Here is a 22,118-nt window from a genome sequence, read left to right as displayed (position 1 = left end):
CGGTAGGCCCAGTTCCCTCTGCCATGACATAACCTGGACTTATGGCAAATGTGTTTGAGCAGGCGCTCGACGTCGGCGAACCGAAACGTCTGCTGATCTTCGGCGCGATCGCCGAGGCAGGCAGCATCGGAGCCGCCGCACGCGAACTCGGCTGGTCACAACCGGCACTGTCCCAACACATGAACGCGCTCGAGAAAGATCTGGGCGTCAAACTCTTCGAACGCACCTCTCGCGGTATCGTCCTCACCACAGCTGGCCAACTGACACGCATCCGCGCCAACGAAATAGCCACCTCGGTGACGGGTCTGCGAGGGGACCTGGCCGGAGCGTTCGGCCTCGGCGGACGCAATGTCCGACTGGCTGGATTCCCCAGCTTCGTCGTCGGCCCCTTGGCCGCAGCCCTGGGGAGTCTCGCATCATCCTCCGGAACGGGCAGCGAATCCGTCCAACACCACTCCTACGAGGTTGCCGAAACAGAACCGCCCGAAGCCATGACTCTGCTGGAGGAAGGCGAGATCGACGTAGCCTTCTTGTTCCATCACGAAGATGAGGAAGCTCCAAGCCTTCCTGCTCACGACACGGTCGATCTCGGCGCCGACCATCTTGACCTGCTGGTCCCCGAACGATGGAACCGAGCTGGACAGATCACCCGCCTCAGCGATGTCGCAGACCTGCCGTGGATCATGGGCTGCGTACGCTGCCGCTCCACCGCCGAGCGTCTCTGCCGGCGCGCTGGCTTCGAACCACGCACACGACACATCACGGACAACCCTGGTGCGATCCAGTCGCTCGTCTCCAACGGACTGGGCGTTGCCCTTCTGCCACGCAGCGCCCGTCGCTACTCCCAAGTAGCCGGCATCGACCCGATCGTCCTCGACGAGGCCGGGGCACGCAGAGTCACCGCGATGATCCCCGATGGACTGCGCTCGACATCAGAGGTCGAGGATCTGTTGAATGCGCTTCGTGCGGTGGAAGTCGCAGGTGATATGTGATGCCGACGTTCACGAAAGTCCTCAACAAGTGCCTGACGATCACCACGGCAGCCGCGGTCATCATCATGATGCTCCACATCGTCATCCACGCGCTCACGCGTTCTCTCTTCGACGCCCCGATCTACGGCACCAACGAGATCGTCGAGTACTGGTATCTGCCGATCGTGGCACTCCTCGGCATCCCAGCTGCGCAGCTGCAGAAGGAACACATCACCGTCACCATGGCCATCGACCGGGCACGGCCAGCCACCGCTTCGGTGTTCAGAGTCTTCGCTTGCATTCTCGGCGCCCTCGTCTCCCTCGCTTTCGCCTGGTTCGGTTTCTTGAAGGCACTCGAGAACATGGCGATCGGCTCGACCGCTGACGTGTCCGACATCATCACCTGGCCGGTCTACTTCCTCGTCCCGATCGTCTTCGTACTCCTAGCCGCGCTCTACGTCCTCGACGCCGTCCTCATCGCCCGGACTAGCGAATCCGTGCTCGACCGTGCCACGGGCAGACCGGCCGAGCACGACGCCGACAACAGAACATACTGACGAGCTGCTGACGGAACCGACTTGTGAACGCAGATACTGATAATCCGGCCGCTGGCCCAACGCCGGATGACGGCCCGCCGACTAGCCCCCAGCTGCTGCCATCGGGTTCCCGCAGGAAACCGCCCGGCGTCCTCGCTCTGATCATCGGCTTCGGCCTGGTCGCCATCTGCCTGATCGGCCTCTTCACCAGCCCCTCGGCAGCAGTCGGAGGCGCCTGGTGCATCGCGATGATGCTCGTTCTGTTGTTTCTCTCAGTTCCTGTCGCCATCGCCTTGTCCGTGCCTTCGATCATCGGCGTCTACGCGGTCAGCGGCATCCCCGCGACCATGAATATCCTCTCGACGGCACCCTTCAGCGCGGTCTCGGACTGGTCGCTGAGCGTGCTGCCGATGTTCATCTTCATGGGCATGCTGCTCACCCAATCCGGACTCTCTGGCAAGATCTACCGGGTCGCCGACCACTGGTTCTCCTGGCTGCCCGGCGGCATCGGCATCGGCACGACCTTCGCCGGGGCCGGACTCTCGGCAGTGACCGGGTCAACCATCGGCATGACCTACGCGCTCGGCCGTGCCGGAATCCCCGAGATGCTCAAGGCCGGCTACGACAAGCGCATGGCCGTCGGCACGATCATGGTCTCCGGAATGACCGGCAACCTTATCCCACCGTCGATCCTAATGGTCATCTACGCCGGCATCGCTTCGGTGCCCGTGGGTCCGGCACTCATGGCCGGCGCTCTGCCCGGAATTCTGCTTGCGCTGTGCTTCGCCGTCTTCATCTTCGCCATCGGTGTCATCGCCCCGAAACTCGTCGGTCGCGGCGTCGATACCGCCGACCGCACGACTCCCACCTGGCGCCAGCGACTGACCTCACTCGGCGGAGTGTGGGGCTTCCTAGTCATCCTTGTCGTGCTCTTCGGTGGCATGTTCTCCGGAATCTTCACCCCCACCGAGGCGGGAGCCGCGGCCGCACTGTGTTCCGTCCTGCTGTGTCTGTGGGAGAAGCGGGGCGACCAACCCTGGCGAAAGATCGCGGACTCAGCGCTGGCTACGGTGTCGGCCACCTCGGCGATCTTCTTCATCATGATCGGTGCGACGATGCTCACCAGCCTGCTCGCGATCACGGGGCTGGCCCCCATCCTCACCGGCTTCATCACCGACCTGGGGCTGTCGCGGGTGGGCTTCCTGCTCGTGCTCATCGTCCTCTACGTCATCATGGGCATGTTCTTCGACACCATGTCGATGATGCTGCTGACCATCCCGATCCTGTTGCCGACGCTCGAGACCATGGGGGTCAGCCCACTCTGGTTCGGTGTCTTCGTCGTCCTCCTCGGCGAATTCGGCATGATCACCCCGCCGGTCGGCATCATCCCCTACATCATCCACAACATCGTCAAGGACAAGGCCGTCAACCTCGGGCACACCATCACGCTGCGCGACAACTTCATCTCTCTGCTGTGGTTCCTACCCGTCGCCGTGGTCTTCCTCGTCCTTCTGGTCGCCGTACCAGGCATGACGGAGTGGCTGCCGGATCTCATCGAGCGCACCAGCGGCGGCATGGCCAGTAGCTGACCCTCGCCGAGGTGGCCCTGCAGTTCCGTCGTGCGTGCTGTCGCGGGATTCAGAGCGGTGTGAGGGGAGTCATAACAGGGTGGACTCATTCAGATCTATGATCGAAGGAAACTCTCAGTCGTTGTTCAAAGGGGTCCCATGAATCGCATTCGGTCGGCGTCAGTCCGCCCTCTCACCGCCATCGCGACGGTCGCGTCGCTGGCGCTTTTGGCCGGATGCGCCGGATCTGTCGGCGGGAGCGATTCAGACTCGGATGCCTCCGCAGGGGAGGGCTTCGCCTACGACGCGCCACAGGATGAGATCGATGAGGCTCTGTCCGATCTTGACCCGGTGACCCTGAAGTTCCAGCCTTCGGCGATGTCGGAGAAGTCGATCCTCGCGCCGAATGGGCTCGATGTGAAGAAGGCGATCGAGGAGCGCTCGGGCGGGAAGATCACCGTTGACATCGTCTGGGGTCAGGCGATCGCCAGCTACGCCGACGTCGATGACGCTTTGGCTGACGGGCGAGTCGATCTCGCGTTCACGCTGCCGTCCTACACTCCTGCCGAATACCCGGCCTTCGATGCGCTCGGCACCGCCATGTCGACACTGCCGTCCTCGCCGGTCGCCAGTGATCTGGCCGCGAATGCCGCTGGTGTCCAAGCGGCGTGGGAGACGCCTGAGGTGCTCGCCGAGTTCGAGGATAAGAACCTCGTTCCGCTCATCCCGATGCTCGCCGCCGGTGGGTATTCCACAATGTGTTCGAAGCCGATGTCGTCTCTCGACGATTGGAAGGGCAAGCAGCTGCGTGTCGGGTCGGCCGCCGCCGGTAAGCAGGTCACCGATCTTGGGGCCACTCCGGTGTCGCTGTCGTTCCCGGAGACCTATGAGGCGCTGCAGCGCGGAACCGTGGACTGCGATCTCGGGCAGCTCGCCCCGAACGTGGAGGCCGGCACGTTCGAAGTCGCCCCGAATATCGGAGTCGCCTCCGATGCGGGAATCGCGCGCTCTGCCGGTGCCATCACAGCCGGGAAGAAGTACTCGGAGCTGCCGGCGGCCTATCAGCAGATCGTCTTCGACTCGATGTCGACGACGTTCTCCACCATGATGGAGGTCGTCATCGGTGCCAAGGCGATGGCCGTCGAACAGGCGAAGGCCAACGACGGATCGGTTGAGCCCTTCGACGATGAGGTGCAGAAGCAGATGGCGAAGTACGCCAAGACGCTCTCGGATAAGACCGCAAAGAACGCCGACGTCCCTGATGCGCCGTCGACGTTGAAGACCGCGGGGGCCGACTGGCAGAAGAGCGTGACCGAGCTCGGTTACGACGATAAGGGCGACTTCGCTGATCTCGATCAGTGGTACCCGAAGGACGCGAACTACGACGAGCTCGGAACGCAGCTCTTCGAGAAGGCCATGGCAGAGCACCGGCCGGAGTGAGGTAGGGCGGGGGACTAACGCGATCCTCAGTTGCTCGGTGATCTTGAGGATCTGATTTTGTGTCCGGAATTCACCTCCCATGTGTGGGCCGACAATTCTTGTAGGCGGCGGAGCCAAAGTCGTGTGCCGAGAACTTTTCGACATCGTGAAGCCGTATTGGTTGCACTAGTGAGTCCTGGCGTTGCCACCTGCAGACGCGGAGAGCAATAGATGCCTTCTGCTTCATGAATAGTGTCGAACATGTCAAATATCTAGGCGGAGCAGTATTCACCAAGTGGCTCGCGATTCGTTCAATGGAAGAATCTGAACAGGATGAGGACGTCGCTCCAATTTTTGATCAGCGAGTCGGAGGCTGGATTGTTCGTCACGTTGAACCCAACAACTGTGTTGGTCCTAGAGCGGACCGAACTCAAGGGAAGTCAGTCTCTATTTCGTTTCTGGTCCAGTGAAGGGCCCCAGTCAACAAGACTGGCTCCCTGGTTTAACTCGCGATTTTCGGCCTCAGTCGGGAGCGCACATCTGGCGACTCAGCTAAACGACTCGTTTCAACAGCTTGTATCGGAGTACCATATTGCCGGTGGCAAGGCTATTTGTGAGGAATCTATGAAAGATCATGGCGACCAACGGGATCTAGAGGATCTCGAGCACCAAATCCAGGATTTAGCACGTCGAGACCAGCGTTGGCGGACTTGGACGAACATCCCGGTAATTGCGTTTGCACTCGGCGCTCCACTATTCGTAAGCACGATCGCCGTATTCTTCAATCTTGGATCAAATACACTCTTAAGCCAAGACGGCCGGACCAGGGACAACGATCGTATGTTCGGTAGTGACATCGATATATTGGTCCACGAAGTCAGTAAGTTGATGTCCTTCGGCGTGGCGGTTTGCATGGCCGCTAGTGTCGCCATTTTTGTTATGGCGTTTCGGCACGGTGCGATCAGAGGCCAGCTTCGACGATCTGAAGTGAAACACGCTCGTCTAATTTCAGCCAAATCTGATTGATCTCGTGCACACGTCGGTCAGTACTGAAGAACAGCGATGTTATCGTCGCAGCCTCGAGAATGGCCTCGAATGCTTTTACTAATTGCGGCACCAACTCCGGGCTCACTAGCATTCTTGTCGATCTATGGTTGTTCCAGGATTACGGGTAGTCGTGATGCACTGCGAATTCTCAATCTCAGCGAGGCTTGATCAATTAGGCTGGTGGCGGCGCACAACTGAGTCGGTCTGCCGACCACAGCCAGCGCCGCTCTGCGCATCTGATCGAACGACAGAAGGGCTTGACGGGTGACGATCCTCTATTCCATCGGACTGGGCGTCCTCAGTGCACTCATCGTCGGCTTCCTCGTCCGGCGAATGATGTTCACCGGCACGGGTGCAGCTCGCAACACCATCGTTTCCCTCGCCATGGGGCTGTCGATCTGGCCGATCACCCTCCAGGCGTATCGTCTTCTGGGCATCGCCGAAGGCGGACAGTATCCGACCCTCGACATGAGCTTCCCGGCCATCATGGTCTTCCTCCTGCTGTTCGCCTGGTTCATCGTCATCCAGATGTTCGTGCTCCTGGCCATCGAGCTCGTTCTCCCGACAGGATCGCTGAGTTCGCTGCTGCGGTCGGCGCCGAAGATCCCCACCTGGTATCGCAGGCTCAATCGCCTGGCCCAGATCCAGAAGATCCTCATCCAGTTCGGACTCTCCCGCTACCTCAAGCCCCGGATTCCGACCTTGCGAGTGTCCCTGCGCGAGGTCGCGTCGACCACGCGTGACGCGCTCGCCGCTGCTGGCGTCACCTTCATCAAGCTCGGCCAGTTCATCGCCACCCGTGGTGACATGATCCCGCACGAATTCGTCGAAGAGTTCTCTACTTTGCAGGCGGGAGTGCCGCCGGTGCCGTTCAGTGAGGTCAAGGGCCAGCTCGAAGCACAGTGGGGCAGGCCCGTCGCCGAGGTGTTCGCAGAGTTCGACGAGGTCCCCTTCGCTGCCGCCTCGGTCGCACAGGTCCACCGAGCCATCACCTGGGACGGTCGTGTCGTCGCCGTGAAGGTACAGAGGCCGAAGATCCGCAAACAAGTCCGAGCCGACTGCGATATCGTCCTCACCCTTGCAGATCGCCTCGAACGCTCCACCGACTGGGCGAGCAGGGTCGGCATTGGGAAACTTGCCCGCAGCTTCGTCGATTCCCTGCAGGGAGAACTCGACTACCGCGGGGAGTTGTCCCACATCGAGGCTTTGCGCACAGCCGACGAGACGGGCCGATCCACCTCGGGGACGGACTCCATGGTGCGCATCCCACGGGTGTACAAGGAGTACTCCGGTGAGTACGTCATCGTCATGGATCTCATCGAAGGTGTTCCGCTCTCACATGCCACCGAGGTTATCGAGAATCTTTCGGAGCTGGCCAGAAACGAGATCGCCCAGGATCTCTTCCTCATGGTCGTCCGGCAGGTGCTGGGCAAGGGCATCTTCCACGCCGACCTGCACCCGGGCAACATCGTCATTTCACCAGCAGGCCGGGCCGGCCTCGTCGACTTTGGGGCCGTCGGGCGCATCGACAAACGAGACCGCCGTGCCATTGCCCTGCTGCTCATGGCCTTCGACTCGCAGAACTCCCAGGCCGCGACGGCCGCAATTCTCGACCTCCTCGGCACACCCAGTGACATCAATCTTCGAGAGCTGCAGCGAGAGATCGGCCAGATACTACTCAAATACGGTGACGGCCTGCCTGGTTCGACCTCGGCTGCCCTGTTCGGGGAGCTCATCGACTTCGTCGTCGACTTCGGTTTCCCCATGCCGGCCTCTGTGGCCACGGCCTTCCGTGCGATCAGCACGCTCGAGGGGTCGATCACGAAGCTCAACCCCGAGCTCAACCTGCTCACTCTCGTGACGCAGAACGGACGCAGCCTTCTGCGTGAGGTCGGAGGGCTGGGAGTCGACCTGCAGGAGACAGCACTCTACGCGGCCGCCGTAGGTCCGCAGATCGCAGAACTTCCCGGTCAGCTCTCACGCATCGCCGGCCACCTGCAGGACGGGACCCTCGACGTCGGTACGAGCGGCCTGAATATTTCGATGATCAAGGGGCTGCTCAAGTCAACGGTCGAACAGTTCATCCAAGTGATTGTGTCTACTGCGCTGATCCTCGGTGGAGTCATTCTCATGGCCGCGGACTTCGGTCCGCCGCTGGCGCCCGAGCTCAAGCTGTTCACGTACTTCGGAGCCTGGGTGCTGCTGGTCGGCAGCGTCATAGCGGCGATGGTGCTGGCACCGGCGCTGCGACAGCGGATGGTGTGGGAAGGCCTGGGGTAATCCAAGGCGGCCTGACACCGTGTGGCTGGTTTGTTCCCATAGTCGCGGAGTGACGGCGGTGCACTGCAAGCGGAATGGCACTCGCTAGGATGATCGACATGACGGACACAGACCACACGACAGGAACGGCGCGCATCAGCGACACCGCACTTATCTTCGAAGGCGGCGGTATGCGAGCGTCTCTGACAAGCGGGATGGTCGTCACGTTGCTTGGCGCCGGTCTGAACTTCGACTGGGTGGCAGGGATCAGCGCCGGAGCGTCGAATGCGGTGAACTATCTGTCCGGTGACGCACGTCGGGCACGCAGATCATTTGTCGACTTTGCTGCGGATGAGCAATTCGGCGGTCTGCGTTACTTTGCCCGCGGGCAGGGCATGTTCAACGCGGAGTACATCTACCAGAAGGCCGGCGGTCCCGAAGAGGCCCTGCCCTTTGATTGGGCGTCTTTCCAGTCGAGTTCTGCCGAAATGCGAATCGTCGCGTTTGACGCAGTGACAGGTGAGGACGTCGTGTGGTCGCGGAAGGACACACCGCACATCGAAGATCTCATGGTTCGCGTCCGTGCCTCCTCGACGATGCCGGGTCTCATGCCGCCGGTCCACCTGAACGGACACGTCTACGTCGACGGGGCGATGGGCGAAGATGGCGGAATCGCGCTGAGCCAGGCCCAGCGCGAAGGTTTCGAGAAGTTCGTCATCGTCCTCACCCAGGAGCGCTCATACCGGAAGGTACCGCAGCGTTTTCCTGCCATCTACCGAAGCATCTTTCGTCGGTACCCGGCGGTGGGCGAGGCGCTGCTGACTCGGTGGAAGCGCTACAACGAAACGCGTGACCGCATCTTCGCTCTCGAAGCCGAGGGGAAGGCCCACGTGTTCGCACCGGAGCGTATGCCGGTCGACAACGGCACCCGGGATCTCTCGCGTCTCGCCGCGGCTCATCGTATGGGGCTGTCTCAGTCACGCCGTGAGTTGCCGGCGATGCGCGAGTTCCTCGGGGTGTGAGCAGCGAATTGCTACGCGAACGACAGCTTTTCGCAACACGATTCCGCGTGGAAACGGAGCCCACTTCTGCGTAGTTCCACGAGAACCGCCATTAAAGGTTTCTACATCGCGACGGGTAATCTCACCCCAGAGACAAACGACCAATCATTGCAGCTTGCAGAATTGACTCTGCTCCTGAAGTGTCGAGCAAGATGGGATTGTTGTCGCAGAGCCGCTTGGAGGCGACCCCCTTCTCTGCAGCCGACCCAATCGTGGCGGGATCGAAGCCGATCTGGCTCAGAGCGCTCGGAATTTCTATTCCCGACAGATACAGCTGTACGAGACGGGGTGCTGCGGCCGCTAGTTGTTCTTCTTGGTTTCCGCCTGCGCTCGTTCCGTTGCTGGCAGCGAGGATAAGCGCATGATCCGCTTGTGAGACACTTGCCGACAAGATGTCGTCCGCAATGACACTTCTTCCGATGATCCGAGCAATCTCTGCGTATTCCGGAATTCGAGCCTGACAGTTGAACTCCATCACGTATGGCATGAGCAGTCCGGTTCCGACCCCGTGTGGTGTGCGTGTCGCAGCTCCGACGGGGTACTGAAGAGCATGAGCGGCGGCGTTGCCCGCAGTGCCAAAAGCCAGTCCACCTAGGAGCGCGCCGTACATCACTTGTGTGCGCGCATGCAGCGAATCCGGTTCCCGATAAGCTCCCAGGAGCCCGTCGCTGATGGACTGAATTCCTTCAAGGGCCAAAGAGTTTGTGAGCTTGCTTTGCCCTATAGCTACGCGGCTTGCCAAGAGATCGGGATGGCTGTCTCTCCTGATGGCGGTGTATGACTCTATGCAGTGGGTGAGTGCATCGGCATCGGAAGCCGCGGTTACCGAGGGCGGACAGGTGAGTGTCAGTTCGGGGTCGCAGAGTGCCACTGTAGGAATTAGATAGGGACTCGAAACTCCTGCCTTCACGCCTTGCTCTGTGTCTGTCAGCACAGCGACAGGGGTGACCTCTGAACCTGTTCCGGCTGTCGTTGGAATAGCCACGATCGGGAGAATAGGTCCTGGGACTGCGAACTCTCCGAAGTACTGTTTGACGTCCCCTGGGTGGGCGAGCAGACACGAGACAAGTTTCGCCAGGTCAATACTCGAACCTCCGCCAATTGCCACTACCGCATCTGTCGAATGCCTCTTGGCGGCCGACACAGCAGCAGCGATGTCTTCTATTGGCAGCTCGGGTGAGACGTCACTGAATACCTCTACTTCAATGCCGCTGTCGGCAACGTTGTTCATCAGTGTGCTCACTTCCGGGTGCGTGACCATCGAAGGATCAACGCAGAAGAAGACTCGGGTCCCGAGAGTATTGAGGATTTTTGGAAGACTATGGCGCTGACCTGTACCGAAGATGATCTCTCGTGGCGCTCGGAATCCCGCAAATAGTCGGTTACATTTGAGTTCAGACATTGGTTCCATTCCATTCTCGCTAGGGTCGCTTTTCGTTAGATCCTGTATCGATTTTTGCCTAAGCACCGTTACCGTTCTCAAACTCATACAGATCACTGGTTGATCTGTCGGCGCCCCTGTGCCCAGTAGAGAGTAGACAGTAAGTACAATGCGTGTGGCTATCTGTCACCGCATCACAATTACTCATCCAGCGTGTCCCCTGCCGCCGTCCAGATTCGATTCTTGTCTCGATTCATCGACTGTCACATCATTTTCCGTAACACCGACGGCACGAATATCACGGTCGCGGATCAACCATGTACAGGCGAGAGTTACGGCACAGGAGAAGACTACATAGGCCAATGCAGCATTGAGGCCAAATCCACCAACGAACCATGTAAGGATAAATGGGGTCATGCCGGAAGCGATGATTCCAGAAACCTGATAGACAATTGAAATCCCCGTGTACCGGGTCGCGGGTGGGAAAAGCTCGGCATAGAATGCCGCCATCGGACCATACATCAGTGGATAGACAACGCCAAGAGCAACGACTAGCACTGCGGTAAGCGCCAGCCATGAACCCGTTTGAATAGCCCAGAAGGCCGGATATACGATCGCGACAAGTGCCAATGCTCCGCTGCCGAAAACCACACGACGCGGAATTGCGTCCGAAACTCGACCCCACACAGGTATAAAGATCGCCAAAATGACTGCTGAGATCATGAGAGATAACAAAACCTCAAGTTGCGAAAAACCGACAGTGCCTGTCGCGAATGCAATAATGAATACTGCCAAAAGATTATATGCGACACCCTCGGCGTAGCGAGTCCCCATTCCTAGCAGCAAATGCCGACGCGACAGTCGGTCTTTGAGCAACTCGGCAAGAGGGATTTTGCGTTCTACGCTATCCACTTTTTTCTGCGCGGCACGGAAACTGGGAGTCTCTGCAATTTTCGAACGAAGATAGACTCCCACAACGACCAGCAGAATGCTGACGAAGAAGGCAATGCGCCACCCCCACGCGAGGAATGCTTCATCCGACATAAACACGTTAAGGAGTGTGAACGCGCCTGTGCCCAACAAGAGGCCAAAGGCGAGACCCATCTGAGGAAAACTGCCGAAGAATCCTCGTCTGGTCTTAGGCGCGTACTCAACGCTCAACAGCACTGCGCCTCCCCACTCGCCGCCGATCGCGATTCCTTGAGCGATCCGCAAGAGGATGAGCGTGATGGGCGCCCAAATTCCGATCTGCTCGTACGTGGGAATCGCGCCGATCAGGAACGTAGCGATGCCCATAATGTACATGGTCGTTACTAGAGTCCTCTTGCGCCCTATCCGGTCGCCCAGGTGGCCGAAGACCAATCCCCCCAACGGGCGGGCCAAGAAGCCCACAGCGAAAGTTCCGTAAGATAGCAGCAGCCCGATAGTGCTGTCACCGGTCGGGAAGTACAGACGGTCGAATACTAGACCTGCAGCCGTGCCGTAGAGGAAGAAGTCGTACCATTCGATGGTCGTGCCGATTGTCGACGATGACACCGCTGTCCGAACGTCTTTCTTGGACACGCGGTGAGTGTCGTCGGTCATTTCAGTCTGGCGGAGGCCGCCAGCGTCAGTTGCTGGTTCCTGTTGCATATCACGTTCTCCAATTCGAGATGGAGCAGTGCGGGGAGTCGACGCCGTTCATCGTTCTGAGTTGCAGCTTTGCACTGCGGATCGTTACGACTCTGGCCGACTGCTTCGGCTTGGTCTAGGAACGCCTCCGGCACTCATCCCACCACCGAGACGGGACAGCGAGAGTAGAAACGGGGAAGCCTCGACATCAATGCACTGATGAGGCTGGGTCAGAAGAATCGGTCACGATGTGCGGTTGCCGAGGCTGGCAGAGGTGGTGGCAGCTCAATCGGGGACACCTTGTGATCCGGGGGACAGGATGTCGAGTGTCCCGGGAGGTGTTCGGTCACCGAAACTCTAGCGTCGTCGGTGCCCGAACATCTCCACAGGCTAGACTCCTGAAGGGTCAGACCCTCACACGAAGTCCTTGTACTTGTCGAGCGTGCGAACCGGCTTGCGCAGAGCGTCGCGGCGGAAGGGATCTCCCAGTTCCTTGGTGCACATGACCTCGATGACGGTGGTCTTGCCCTCGTTCATCTGTGCCTCCACAGCCTTCTGCAGGGCAGGCCCGACATCGTCGAGCTGGTCGACGACGACTCCCTCGGCGCCCATCGATTCGGCCATCGCAGCGAAGCTCTCACCGTTGTCCAGTTCACCTGCGATGAATCGACGGCCGTAGAACTCCACCTGGTTCTTCTTCTCCGCTCCCCACTGCCGGTTGCGGAAGACGACGGCGGTGACCGGGATGTCATGCCGGACTGCGGTGAGGATCTCCACCATGCTCATGGCCCAAGCACCGTCGCCGGCGTAGGCGATGGCGGGACGCTCCGGAGCGGCGCGCTTGGCTCCGATCATCGTCGGCAGAGCATAGCCGCAGTTGCCGAAGCTCATCGGGGCGAAGAAGCTGCGAGGGCGTTCGAACCTCAGATAGCTGTGTGCGACCGAGTTGATGTTGCCGATATCGGTCGAGACCATGACATCGGCGGGCATCGCCTTCTCGAGTTCGCGGAGAACCTGTCGCGGATGGAGCCAGGTGCCCTCTTCCTTCTCTGCCTCGTCGATGGTGTCGAGGGAGAACTCGTCGCGCTCATGGGTCCACGAATCGAGTTCGGCCTCCCAGGCCTCCTTCTCGGCACGGATGAGCTCTGCTCGCTGCTCCTTCGTGGCATCGCTGGCGACGTCGCGATCGTTGAGCCGGGCGAGGAGCTCCTCGGCGACGGCCTTGGCATCGCCGCAGATGCCGACATCGATCTTCTTGACCAGACCGAGCATCTTCTGATCGGCGTCGACCTGGATGATCTTGGCATTCGTGGGCCAGTAGTCGAATTCGTACTGGGGCAGTGTGCCGAACGGTCCGAGGCGGGTGCCGAGTGCGAGGACCACATCGGCCTGATTGATCAAGGTCATCCCGGCCTTCGACCCCTGATAGCCCAGCGGACCTGCCCACAGCGGATGGCTGGCCGGGAACGAGTCGTTGTGCTGATAGCTGTTGACCACTGGGGAGCCGAGGCGCTGCGCCAAGGCGATGCACTCATCGACCCCATCGGCCATGACAACGCCGCCGCCGGAGACGATGACCGGATTCTTCGCCGAGGCGAGCAGCGCAGCAGCTTCCTCGAGGCTTTCGGCCCCGCCTGCGCCGCGATCGATCTTCTGCGGCTGGGGAATTTCAGCCGAGCATTCGCCGTAGAAGTAGTCGCGGGGGATGTTCAGCTGGGCCGGGCCCATCTCCGACTTCGCCCGATCAAAGCAGCGGGCCGTGAATTCCGACATGCGGGTCGCATTGCTGACATGTCCTTGGTACTTCGTGAACTCCTGGAACATCGGCAGCTGATTGGCCTCTTGGAATCCGCCGAGACCGATCGAATTCGTTCCCGCCTCCGGAGTGACGATGACCACCGGGGAGTGCGCCCAGTAGGCGGCAGCGATGGCCGTCACGCAGTTCGAGATGCCTGGCCCGTTCTGCCCGGTGACGACGCCATGTCGGCCCGAAGCACGGGCGTAGCCGTCCGCCATGTGTGCCGCGCCCTGTTCGTGGACCACGGGGATGAAATCGATGCCCGCGGGAGCGAAGATGTCCATCGCGTCCATGAACGCTGAGCCCATAATGCCGAAGACGTCGGTGACGCCATTGGCCACCATCGTTTCGACGAATGCTTCGGACGATGTGATCTTCTGTGGTTTCGCAGCTTCGCTGAGTGCTGCCTTGTCGGTTCGATCGGCCAGTTCCGTCATCGCAACGTCTCCTGTTCGTCGTCGGACCACTGCCTTGTGGTCTCGGATTTGTGTTCATATCACTTCGAAAAGCGGAACATGTTTGACGTTAGTGTTCGGTATCTGCCGTGTCAACAGAGTTCCGAAAAAGATTTCGTTTGGTATGATAATTCGGAACAACGCAATTCCGAAGGGGATGGGAGGACGAGCATGGATGACACAGCAGAGCCGACGATCGACGAGGGGCTCTCGCTTGCGGGTGAGACTCCTGCGCTGAGGCTGGTGTCCCTGCTGGAGTTCATCTCCACCCGGGACCAGATCTTCACACTGCAGGCCCTGGTCGTGCAGACGGGCCTGCCCAAGCCCACTCTGCATCGCATGCTCCAGCAGCTCGAGGGTGCAGGGCTGCTCGCTCGGCACAGCGATGGACGCCACTACGGCACTGGCGCCCGGCTCAGACGGATGGCAGAGGACGTTCTTCTCAACGATTCTCGGCAGGGCGCGAGGAGGATGATTCTGACTCAACTGGCCGAAGAGGTCGGTGAGAGCTGCAACCTCACTGCAGTCTCCGGCAATGACGTCATCTACCTCGATCGTGTGGAGACCTCCCACCCGCTGCGGGTGCATCTCGAGGCCGGCAGCCGGGTGCCCATCCATGCCTCGGCGAGTGGGAAGATGATCACCTCGCAATACGGAGACACCCCACGTCGCAGGCTTCTCACCAGTGCGCAGCTGAGGGCCTTCACCGCGAACACCGTCACGGACCCCGACGTGCTGGATGAGGAACTCGGCTCGGTCCGTCAGCTCGGCTATGCCCTCGACCGGCAGGAGTACCTTGAGGGACTCGTCTGCTTGGCGGTGCTCATCCCCACAGATATCGGACGCTCGAATCAGGCTCTGGCGATCCAGGCTCCCGTGATCCGCAAGTCGATCGACGACCTCGTCGAACTCCTGCCTGTGGTTCGTGCCGCAGCAAAACGCATGGCCGTTCTCAACGAGATCGATCGCGACGATGCGACCGCATCCTCGGCCTGAACCTCAGATACTCACGGACTGCGAAAGGACGGCGCATACTATGGCCGACGATTCAACGATTCGAGACATGTTCGGCATCGATGCAGACATGCCGGTGCCCGTTCTCGACGACGACAATGACCTGGTTCCGGACATCGATGAGAACTACCGGTTCGATCCGCAGGTCACCCGAGCCGTCCTCGCCGGGTTCGCCCATGGCTCACGAGTGCTGGTCCAAGGCCTGCATGGGACGGGGAAGTCGACTCACATCGAGCAGATCGCGGCGCGTCTGAACTGGCCGCTCATGCGCGTCAACCTTGACGGACAGATATCGCGCGCCGACCTCGTGGGCAAGGATCAGGTCGTCATCGAAGACGGTCAGCCGCGCACGGCCTTCGAAGAGGGAGTCATCCCCTATGCACTGACCCGGCCCATGGCTCTCGTCTTCGACGAATACGATGCGGGCCGACCTGAGGTCATGTTCATCATCCAGCGCCTGCTCGAACGCGACGGGTTGTTCACCCTTACGGAGCAGAACCGAGTGATCCGCCCGCATCCGGACTTCCGCCTCTTCGCCACGGCCAACACCGTCGGCCTGGGCAACATCAACGGTCTCTACCACGGAGTCAACCGACTCAATCAGGCCCAACTCGACCGCTGGAATATCATCGCCTCACTCGACTACCTCGACCCTGTCGAGGAGTTCCTCGTCGTCACCGGACAGGTGCCCGAAGCCGCGGAAGCTGTCGGCACCGATGGAGTGCGGATGATGATCGAGGTGGCGGCCCTGACACGGAGCGGATTCGCCGCGGGGGACGTCTCCGCACTGATGTCGCCGCGCACAGTCATCTCCTGGGCCCAGAACTCGGTGATCTTCGGCGACGTGGAACTCGCCTTCAGGTTCTCCTTCCTCAACCGCTGTGATCCCTCAGAGTACCCACTCGTCGCGGAATATTATCAGCGCTGCTTCGGCGATGAGCTGCGTGTCAGCGATGTCGCTGCGGCAAGCTGATGACCGAGTTCGGATCGCTGTCGTCCGAGGGTCGTTCCCACCGCGAAGAGGCCATGCTGGAGAAACGGATGGCCTCAGTATTCAGGGCGCTGAGTGGCGATCCCGGAGTCGATCTGTGGGCGCATCGCCCGGTCGACTTCCGAGGGACGCTGCCGATGAACGCCCCTCATCTCTACCCGAATCCGCGCACGTCCGGTCTAGGTTCGCTGCGAGGAGCCACGGATGCGATGGCCATGCGTCGTAGGTTCAGCGACCTGGAGGTGCACCGGGCACTGCTGCCCGATGCCAGAGAGGAACGTCTCTTAGTCGAAATCCTCGAACAGTGTCGGTGCGAGTCCTTGGCGGTGCAGTCGGGAGTCCGGGCAAATCTGTCGCTGCGCCATGCCGACTGGCGAAGTGAGTACTTGCGCAGCCGACTCCATGAGACCCATCTGGGTATGCTGCTGTTCACGGTCATCCTCATCACTCGGGCCGCCCTGACTCGCGAACCGATCACACCAGTCGAGTCCGACCTCATCGAAGAGGCCCGATTCGAGCTCTCGGCTGATCTTGGTCCGTTTCTGCCATCTTTGAAAGCGACACGCCACGACCAGCATGCCTTCGCCCAGGTGGCCCGTGACCTGGCCCGCACGATCGCCGGTCGGATCATCGCCCTCGAAGATCGGGAGAGCACACTGACCGGAGCGCGCGAACGTCGAGCGAAGGTGAACCTGCCCCTCGTCTTCGACGTCAGTGAGGAGCTGTTCGCCCCTGCCCCGGATTCGACCGGCGGTCGCCTTCATGTCGCTCACGGGTATCGCATCTGGGACACGAGCTTCGACAGGACATCCCACATCACCGATCTGGTCAGGGCCGAGAGTCTGCGCAGCGGTCGTCGCACGATCGCGGAGGAGGCTGCCCGGCTCGCGGTGCCGCTGGCTTCCGTCGTCAGCCGCCTGCACAGTGTCATCGACGATGTCACAGATGTCCACGAGGCAGTCGATGCCGACGAAGGCATCCTGGATTCCTCACGGCTGACCCGGCTGCTGACCTCTCCCGGAGACCCCCGTGTGTTCCGCGGACGCTCTCAACGGCCCGAGACAGACTGCGCCGTGACCTTCCTGCTCGACCTCTCGGGGTCGATGAAACCGCATGCGGCGCGGCTCGGTGCGCTCCTCGATGTCATCGTCACCGCCCTCGACCGGCTGGACGTGAGTACGGAGATCCTCGGATTCACCACGAATGCGTGGAGCGGCGGCCGCCTGCGACGCGACTGGAAGAAGGCGGGATCTCCCGCCGATCCCGGCCGTCTCAACGAGGTTCATCACATCGTGCTCAAGGCAGCACATTCCTCATGGCGCCGCTCACGGACCCACCTGGGTGGGATCCTCAAAACCTCGTTATTCCGCGAAGGAATCGATCCCGAGGGCCTGCGGTGGGCCGTCGACCGACTGCGCAGCCAGCAGGCTGCGAAGTCCGCTGTGGTCGTCATCAGCGACGGGTTGCCTGCCGATTCGGCCACCGGAGAGGCCAACGACGAGCACTTCCTGGCCCGGGACCTCGAGGCGACAGTGGCCCGTCTTCGTCGAGCCGGTGATATCGGAGTCATCGGACTCGGCGTCGGCACGGATCCGAGTCTTTTCTATCCCGTGGGCGTCGAAGTTGACGCCGAGGATGTGGGGAATGCCGCATCAGTACGTGCAATCGTTGACGCCCTCCGCGCAGTTCTCAGACGCTGAGCGTTGACGCTTCAGTCGGTGAGACCCCGACTGCTGCACATGACGATGATCGGCTCCAGTGCACACATCGATGATCGGCCCGCTGCCGTGAACAGCGGGCCGATCTCATCGCGTGGGAATTTTCCCCCTATGCGATTCCGTTCTCCGTTGTCAGCGCCCCATGGCGACGCATCTCGGCGCGCTCGCTGAAGCGGGTGACAGATGGACGGTCGTCACCGAGGACGAGGCGATCGACTTGGTGATCGGTGAGCTTCCTGTTGTGGCGAATGCGTGAGAGGAAGAAGACGATGCCGATGGCGATCCACACAGCCAGGGCGATGAGCGATTCCTTGCCCAGCGCACCTGGAGAGCCTGGAACGAGCAGAAGGAGCATGAAGATGATCGCAATCACCGCGCCCACACCGGACAGAACCTTCTTCGTCGTCGAGTACATGCCCGGCAGAGCCTCGGGGTCCTGCGCTTCGCGGGTGGGCCGGAAGATCCTGAAGGCGCACAGGCAGGTGTAGAGGTAGGCGATGGTGACACCGATCGAGGACATGTCGACGACCCAGGTCAGTGCCGCACGTCCGAACCACGGGCTGATGAGGCAGACGAGCAGCACGGCGATGATGCCGACATGTGGGGTCTTGTGCTTCGAGTGCAGTCGGGCAAATACTGGTGGAATCATCTGGGCTCTGCCCATGGCCAGCAGGATTCGACTTGCTGAGACGTAGAAGCCGTTGAGACCCGTGCTCACGCCCATGGTGATCGCAATAGCGAGGAGGAGGAGCCCCGAGCCGCCGATGACGCCGGTGACCGCATCGGCCGTGCCCCATGCGGATCCAGAACTCGCAAGTGCCTGCCACGGTTCGGCCATCGACACCGCCACGATCATCGCCATATAGAGAGCGGCGGCGCTGACGATCGCTAGGACGATGAGGCGCAGAGCTTTGGCAGGGGAGAAGTCGAACTCCTCGGCAGCCTGTGGGACGTTGTCGAAGCCGATGAAAGCCCAGGGGGCGATGGCGACGATCGCAATGATGGCAGCTATCGGGTTGACTCCGTCTGGCAGAGCCGGTGACATATTGCCGAAGTGCGTCGTCGGGCTGGCGATGACCGAAATGATGATCGCCGCGACCGCGATGATCATGATTACGCAGGCCCAGAATTGGATCCGGCCCGACAGAGCGGTACCGCGGATGTTGAGGATTGCGAAGACGACGAGCGCTGTGATGGAGATGAGGATCTCCGGAAGATAGACGTCCCAGCCTGCCACGGTGTAGAGATAGCCCTGTTCGATGACCGAAGGCATGATCTTGCGGAACAGCAGTGCCAGCGCCGAAGCGTTGAGCGCGACGATGCAGACGTAGCCGAGTGTGAGGAACCACCCGGCGAAGAACGCATGGACACGTCCATAGCCGATGAGGGCATAGGCCAGTTCGCCTCCGGAGACAGGGAAGGTGCGGATGAGGAATCCGTAGCTGACGGCGATGATGAGCATCAGCCCCGCGCCGATGGAGAATCCGAGTAGGGTTCCCAATGGGCCTCCCATCGCCAACCAGTCGGTCGGGAGGATGAAGGCACCCCAGCCGACTGCGGAGCCGAGCGCGATGGCGAAGACCCAACGCGGTTTGAGCGTCTTCGCCATTCTCTCGGGTTGCTCGCCGTCACCGGGACCAGACGGTGTGGTCGTGATGTTCGGACTGGGGTTCTCTATTGATTTCGACATGGCACCTAACTTTCGTCACTACTCTGTGAACGTGGGTTCCGTGGTGGGTTCTCAGCCCGGTGGCTGAGTCGCTGCGGCCGGGGTGAGTGCCTGCAGGCACGTGATGAGGCCGACATTGACGACGTCGGACACGCTCGCCCCGCGGGAGAGGTCGTTGATCGGAGCCGCCAGACCTTGAAGCAGCGGCCCGAAGGCGTGCGCCCCGGCGAGGCGCTCGGCGATCTTGTAACCGATGTTGCCGGCGGCCAGATTCGGGAAGACAAGCACATTTGCATGTCCCGCGACCAAGGAGTCCGGAGCCTTCGACTTCGCCACCGATTCGACGATCGCTGCATCGAATTGCAGTTCGCCATCAACATCGAGTTCGGGAAATGTGCTGCGGATCCGCTGTGTGGCCAAACGGACTCTGTCGATGTCGGTGTGTTGGGCAGAGCCGGCCGTGGAGAAGGAGAGCATCGCCACAGAGGGTGAGGCTCCGGTGATCGCGGCGAAGGTTCGAGCGGTGGCGACGGCGATCGCGGCGAGCTGTTCGTCATCGGGCACGGGAATGACGGCACAGTCGCCGAACCCCAGATACCGTCCATCGGCCAGCTTCATGAGGAATGACGAACTGAGCACAGTCGAATCCGCAGCGAGCCCGACTATGGCCAGCCCGGCCCTGATGACTTCGGCGGTCGGACGATCCGCGCCGGCGACAGCCGCGTCGGCAGCACCCTCTGCGACCGCGGCGGCCGCGAGGAACACGGGGTCGTGCAGCCACTTTTCGGTCAGATCGCGGTGTTTGCTCGCCGCACTGCGCCGAATCCGAGCTCCAGGGGCTCCGGCCGCAAGATCTGCGGGATCGTCGACCCTCCACTCGTCGACTCTCGCGACGCCGAGCCTTTCTCCGCGACGCAGAACGTCGTCCCGGTCGCCGATGAGCACGGGCCGCAGCCCCGCCTCGGCGAGGACACCGGCAGCACGGAGAATGCGGTCATCGTGGGATTCCGCGAGAACCACTGTCGGGCGGGTTCCGTTTTCGCACAGACCGAGCACCCGCTCGAGCAGCATGGGGTCGATCTCGACCTCATCCGGGTCGGGTTCGGGAAGTGCCGTGACGGGGTCCGTTCGACTGCGTGCTGCCGGTGTCTTCAACATGGTGCGATCCTCAGACGGCCGCAGACAGCGCCGAGACGCCGACGCGCTTGTCGACGGCTCCCATGACGTGATCGACCTTGTCGAGCAGGTCGTCGAGAACGGCCTGGTCGGCAACCAGCGGCGGTGAGAGGACGAGCATCGTCGCACCGCGATTGTCCGGGCGGGTGATGAGACCAACTTCCTTCATCGCCTTCGGGATCACCTCGGTGAGCACCGACTGGGCGGCTTCGGGACTCAGTTCGGTTCCCGTGTCGCGGTCGGCCATCATTTCGATGGCGTAGAAGAACCCGGCGCCGCGGTATTCCTTGATGCATCGATAGGAGTCGGTGATCCGATCGAGCCCGTTCTGGAAATAGGGTTCGAGGCTGCGGACATTGCCCGGCACGTTCTCATCGGCGAGAGCCGTGAGGTTTGCTGTCGCGACCGCAGTCGCGACGGGATGGCCGCCCCAGGTGGCACCATGGGTGAACGCCCCGGCATCGGGGGAGTCGAGCAGCGCATCGGCCAGCGGTTTGCGGATGATGACCCCACCGAGGGGCAGGTAGCCCGAGGTGGATCCCTTGGCGAAGGTGATGAGATCGGGGATGACATCGAACTTGATCGACCCGAACCATTCGCCGAGGCGTCCGAAGCCGGTGATCACTTCGTCTGCGACGAGGAGGATTCCGTGTTCGTCACAGATCTTCCGCAGCTCCTGCCAGTAGCCGGCCGGTGGGACGAGGGCACCGCGCGAGTTCTGAACAGGTTCGGCGAACAGAGCTGCGAAGGTGTCGCCACCTTCGCGTTCGATGAGTTCCCTGATGGCCTGGATTGAGGGCAGATCAGCAGCGGTGCCTCCTGCCGGGACTTCTTCGTCGAGCGTGTTGGGTACATGGAAGACTCCCGGCATGAGGTCGCCGAAGGGCTCCTTGTACGCCGGGATGCCGGTGACTGCGAGAGCACCGAGAGTGGTGCCGTGGTAGGCCATGTTGCGGGCGATGATCTTCGTGCGTTCGGGCTGTCCCTGGGAGCGGTGGTACTGGCGGGCGAACTTGACAGCCGATTCCACGGCTTCCGACCCGGAGTTCACGAAGAACACCGTGTCGAGGTCGCCGGGGGCATGGCTGGCGATGAGAGTTGCGGCATCCACGGCCGCAGGGTGGGCTGAGCCCCAGTTTGTCCAGTACGCCAGTTTGCTCATCTGCTCGTAGGCGGCCTGGGGGATGTCCTGGCGTCCGTGGCCGATGTTCACGCAGAACAGTCCGGCCAGCCCATCGAGGTACTGATCGCCTCGTTCGTCGGTGAGATAACTCCCGTTGCCCTCGACGATGATCGGAAGACTTTCGTCATTCCACACCTTCCCAGTGGTGAAGTGGGGGAAAAGATGCTGCTGGGCACGATTTGCATAGTCCGAGATCGTCACGCGAACCCTCCATTCTCACTTTCGGGTCGGGTACGTCGAGGCGTCCCGACTCCGGCACTC

Annotated in this window: 16 protein-coding genes; 10 read left to right on the top strand and 6 right to left on the bottom strand. The window is 61.2% G+C overall.

Features of this window, described 5'->3' with window-relative positions:
- Positions 1–41: 41 nt before the first annotated feature.
- The 7 genes from ACE03M_RS00265 (at position 42) to ACE03M_RS00235 (ending at position 8,822) form a co-directional block, all read left to right on the top strand.
- On the top strand, positions 42–992 hold the full coding sequence (locus ACE03M_RS00265; RefSeq protein ID WP_485932059.1) for a LysR family transcriptional regulator: 951 nt from the start codon (positions 42–44) through the stop codon (positions 990–992).
- Positions 992–1,528: a TRAP transporter small permease gene (locus tag ACE03M_RS00260; RefSeq protein WP_485932057.1), complete on the top strand. Its 537-nt coding sequence runs from the start codon at positions 992–994 to the stop codon at positions 1,526–1,528. The genes ACE03M_RS00265 and ACE03M_RS00260 overlap by 1 nt, the downstream gene beginning before the upstream one ends.
- A gap of 23 nt (positions 1,529–1,551) precedes the next feature.
- Positions 1,552–3,096: a TRAP transporter large permease gene (locus ACE03M_RS00255; protein WP_485932056.1), complete on the top strand. Its 1,545-nt coding sequence runs from the start codon at positions 1,552–1,554 to the stop codon at positions 3,094–3,096.
- Positions 3,097–3,234: 138 nt separating this feature from the next.
- A complete protein-coding gene (gene dctP, locus ACE03M_RS00250; protein ID WP_485932054.1) occupies positions 3,235–4,515 on the top strand; it encodes a TRAP transporter substrate-binding protein DctP in 1,281 nt (426 codons plus the stop codon).
- Between the two features lie 155 nt (positions 4,516–4,670).
- The gene (locus tag ACE03M_RS00245) at positions 4,671–4,964 is read left to right on the top strand and encodes an 8-oxoguanine DNA glycosylase OGG fold protein (protein WP_485932601.1); all 294 of its coding nucleotides are present in this window, start codon (positions 4,671–4,673) and stop codon (positions 4,962–4,964) included.
- An 841-nt stretch (positions 4,965–5,805) separates the two neighbouring features.
- Positions 5,806–7,821, top strand: a complete 2,016-nt coding sequence (locus ACE03M_RS00240) for an ABC1 kinase family protein (protein WP_485932052.1) — start codon at positions 5,806–5,808, stop codon at positions 7,819–7,821.
- 98 nt (positions 7,822–7,919) lie between these two features.
- Entirely contained in the window at positions 7,920–8,822 is a 903-nt protein-coding gene (locus tag ACE03M_RS00235; protein ID WP_485932050.1) for a patatin-like phospholipase family protein, read from the top strand.
- Positions 8,823–8,943: 121 nt separating this feature from the next.
- On the opposite strand, the gene ACE03M_RS00230 is transcribed toward ACE03M_RS00235, so the two are convergent.
- The 3 genes from ACE03M_RS00230 to xsc form a co-directional block, all read right to left on the bottom strand.
- The gene (locus ACE03M_RS00230) at positions 8,944–10,263 is read right to left on the bottom strand and encodes an iron-containing alcohol dehydrogenase (RefSeq protein WP_485932049.1); all 1,320 of its coding nucleotides are present in this window, start codon (positions 10,261–10,263) and stop codon (positions 8,944–8,946) included.
- Between the two features lie 183 nt (positions 10,264–10,446).
- Complete coding sequence (locus ACE03M_RS00225) at positions 10,447–11,805, bottom strand: MFS transporter (protein WP_222103605.1); 1,359 nt, start codon at positions 11,803–11,805, stop codon at positions 10,447–10,449.
- Between the two features lie 462 nt (positions 11,806–12,267).
- Complete coding sequence (gene xsc, locus ACE03M_RS00220) at positions 12,268–14,088, bottom strand: sulfoacetaldehyde acetyltransferase (RefSeq protein WP_485932046.1); 1,821 nt, start codon at positions 14,086–14,088, stop codon at positions 12,268–12,270.
- 189 nt (positions 14,089–14,277) lie between these two features.
- Between xsc and ACE03M_RS00215 the strand changes: the two genes are divergently transcribed.
- The 3 genes from ACE03M_RS00215 (at position 14,278) to ACE03M_RS00205 (ending at position 17,811) form a co-directional block, all read left to right on the top strand.
- Positions 14,278–15,102 carry an IclR family transcriptional regulator gene (locus tag ACE03M_RS00215; protein ID WP_485932044.1) on the top strand — a complete coding sequence of 275 codons (825 nt, stop codon included), beginning with the start codon at positions 14,278–14,280 and terminating at the stop codon, positions 15,100–15,102.
- Between the two features lie 40 nt (positions 15,103–15,142).
- Entirely contained in the window at positions 15,143–16,093 is a 951-nt protein-coding gene (locus ACE03M_RS00210) for an AAA family ATPase (RefSeq protein ID WP_485932042.1), read from the top strand.
- A gap of 68 nt (positions 16,094–16,161) precedes the next feature.
- A complete protein-coding gene (locus tag ACE03M_RS00205; protein WP_485932039.1) occupies positions 16,162–17,811 on the top strand; it encodes a cobaltochelatase CobT-related protein in 1,650 nt (549 codons plus the stop codon).
- 127 nt (positions 17,812–17,938) lie between these two features.
- On the opposite strand, the gene ACE03M_RS00200 is transcribed toward ACE03M_RS00205, so the two are convergent.
- From ACE03M_RS00200 to ACE03M_RS00190, 3 genes are read right to left on the bottom strand one after another with little or no spacing between them, the layout of a single operon-like run.
- Positions 17,939–19,519 carry an APC family permease gene (locus ACE03M_RS00200; protein WP_485932037.1) on the bottom strand — a complete coding sequence of 527 codons (1,581 nt, stop codon included), beginning with the start codon at positions 19,517–19,519 and terminating at the stop codon, positions 17,939–17,941.
- A 51-nt stretch (positions 19,520–19,570) separates the two neighbouring features.
- Positions 19,571–20,656 carry a phosphotransacetylase gene (locus ACE03M_RS00195; RefSeq protein ID WP_485932035.1) on the bottom strand — a complete coding sequence of 362 codons (1,086 nt, stop codon included), beginning with the start codon at positions 20,654–20,656 and terminating at the stop codon, positions 19,571–19,573.
- A gap of 10 nt (positions 20,657–20,666) precedes the next feature.
- Positions 20,667–22,058: an aspartate aminotransferase family protein gene (locus tag ACE03M_RS00190; RefSeq protein WP_485932033.1), complete on the bottom strand. Its 1,392-nt coding sequence runs from the start codon at positions 22,056–22,058 to the stop codon at positions 20,667–20,669.
- Positions 22,059–22,118: the final 60 nt, after the last annotated feature.

The sequence above is a fragment of the Brevibacterium sp. AGC70 genome (genome assembly GCF_057334195.1).
The sequence above is the reverse complement of the archived record's forward strand: the minus strand, read 5'-3'. Positions and strand labels throughout refer to the sequence as shown.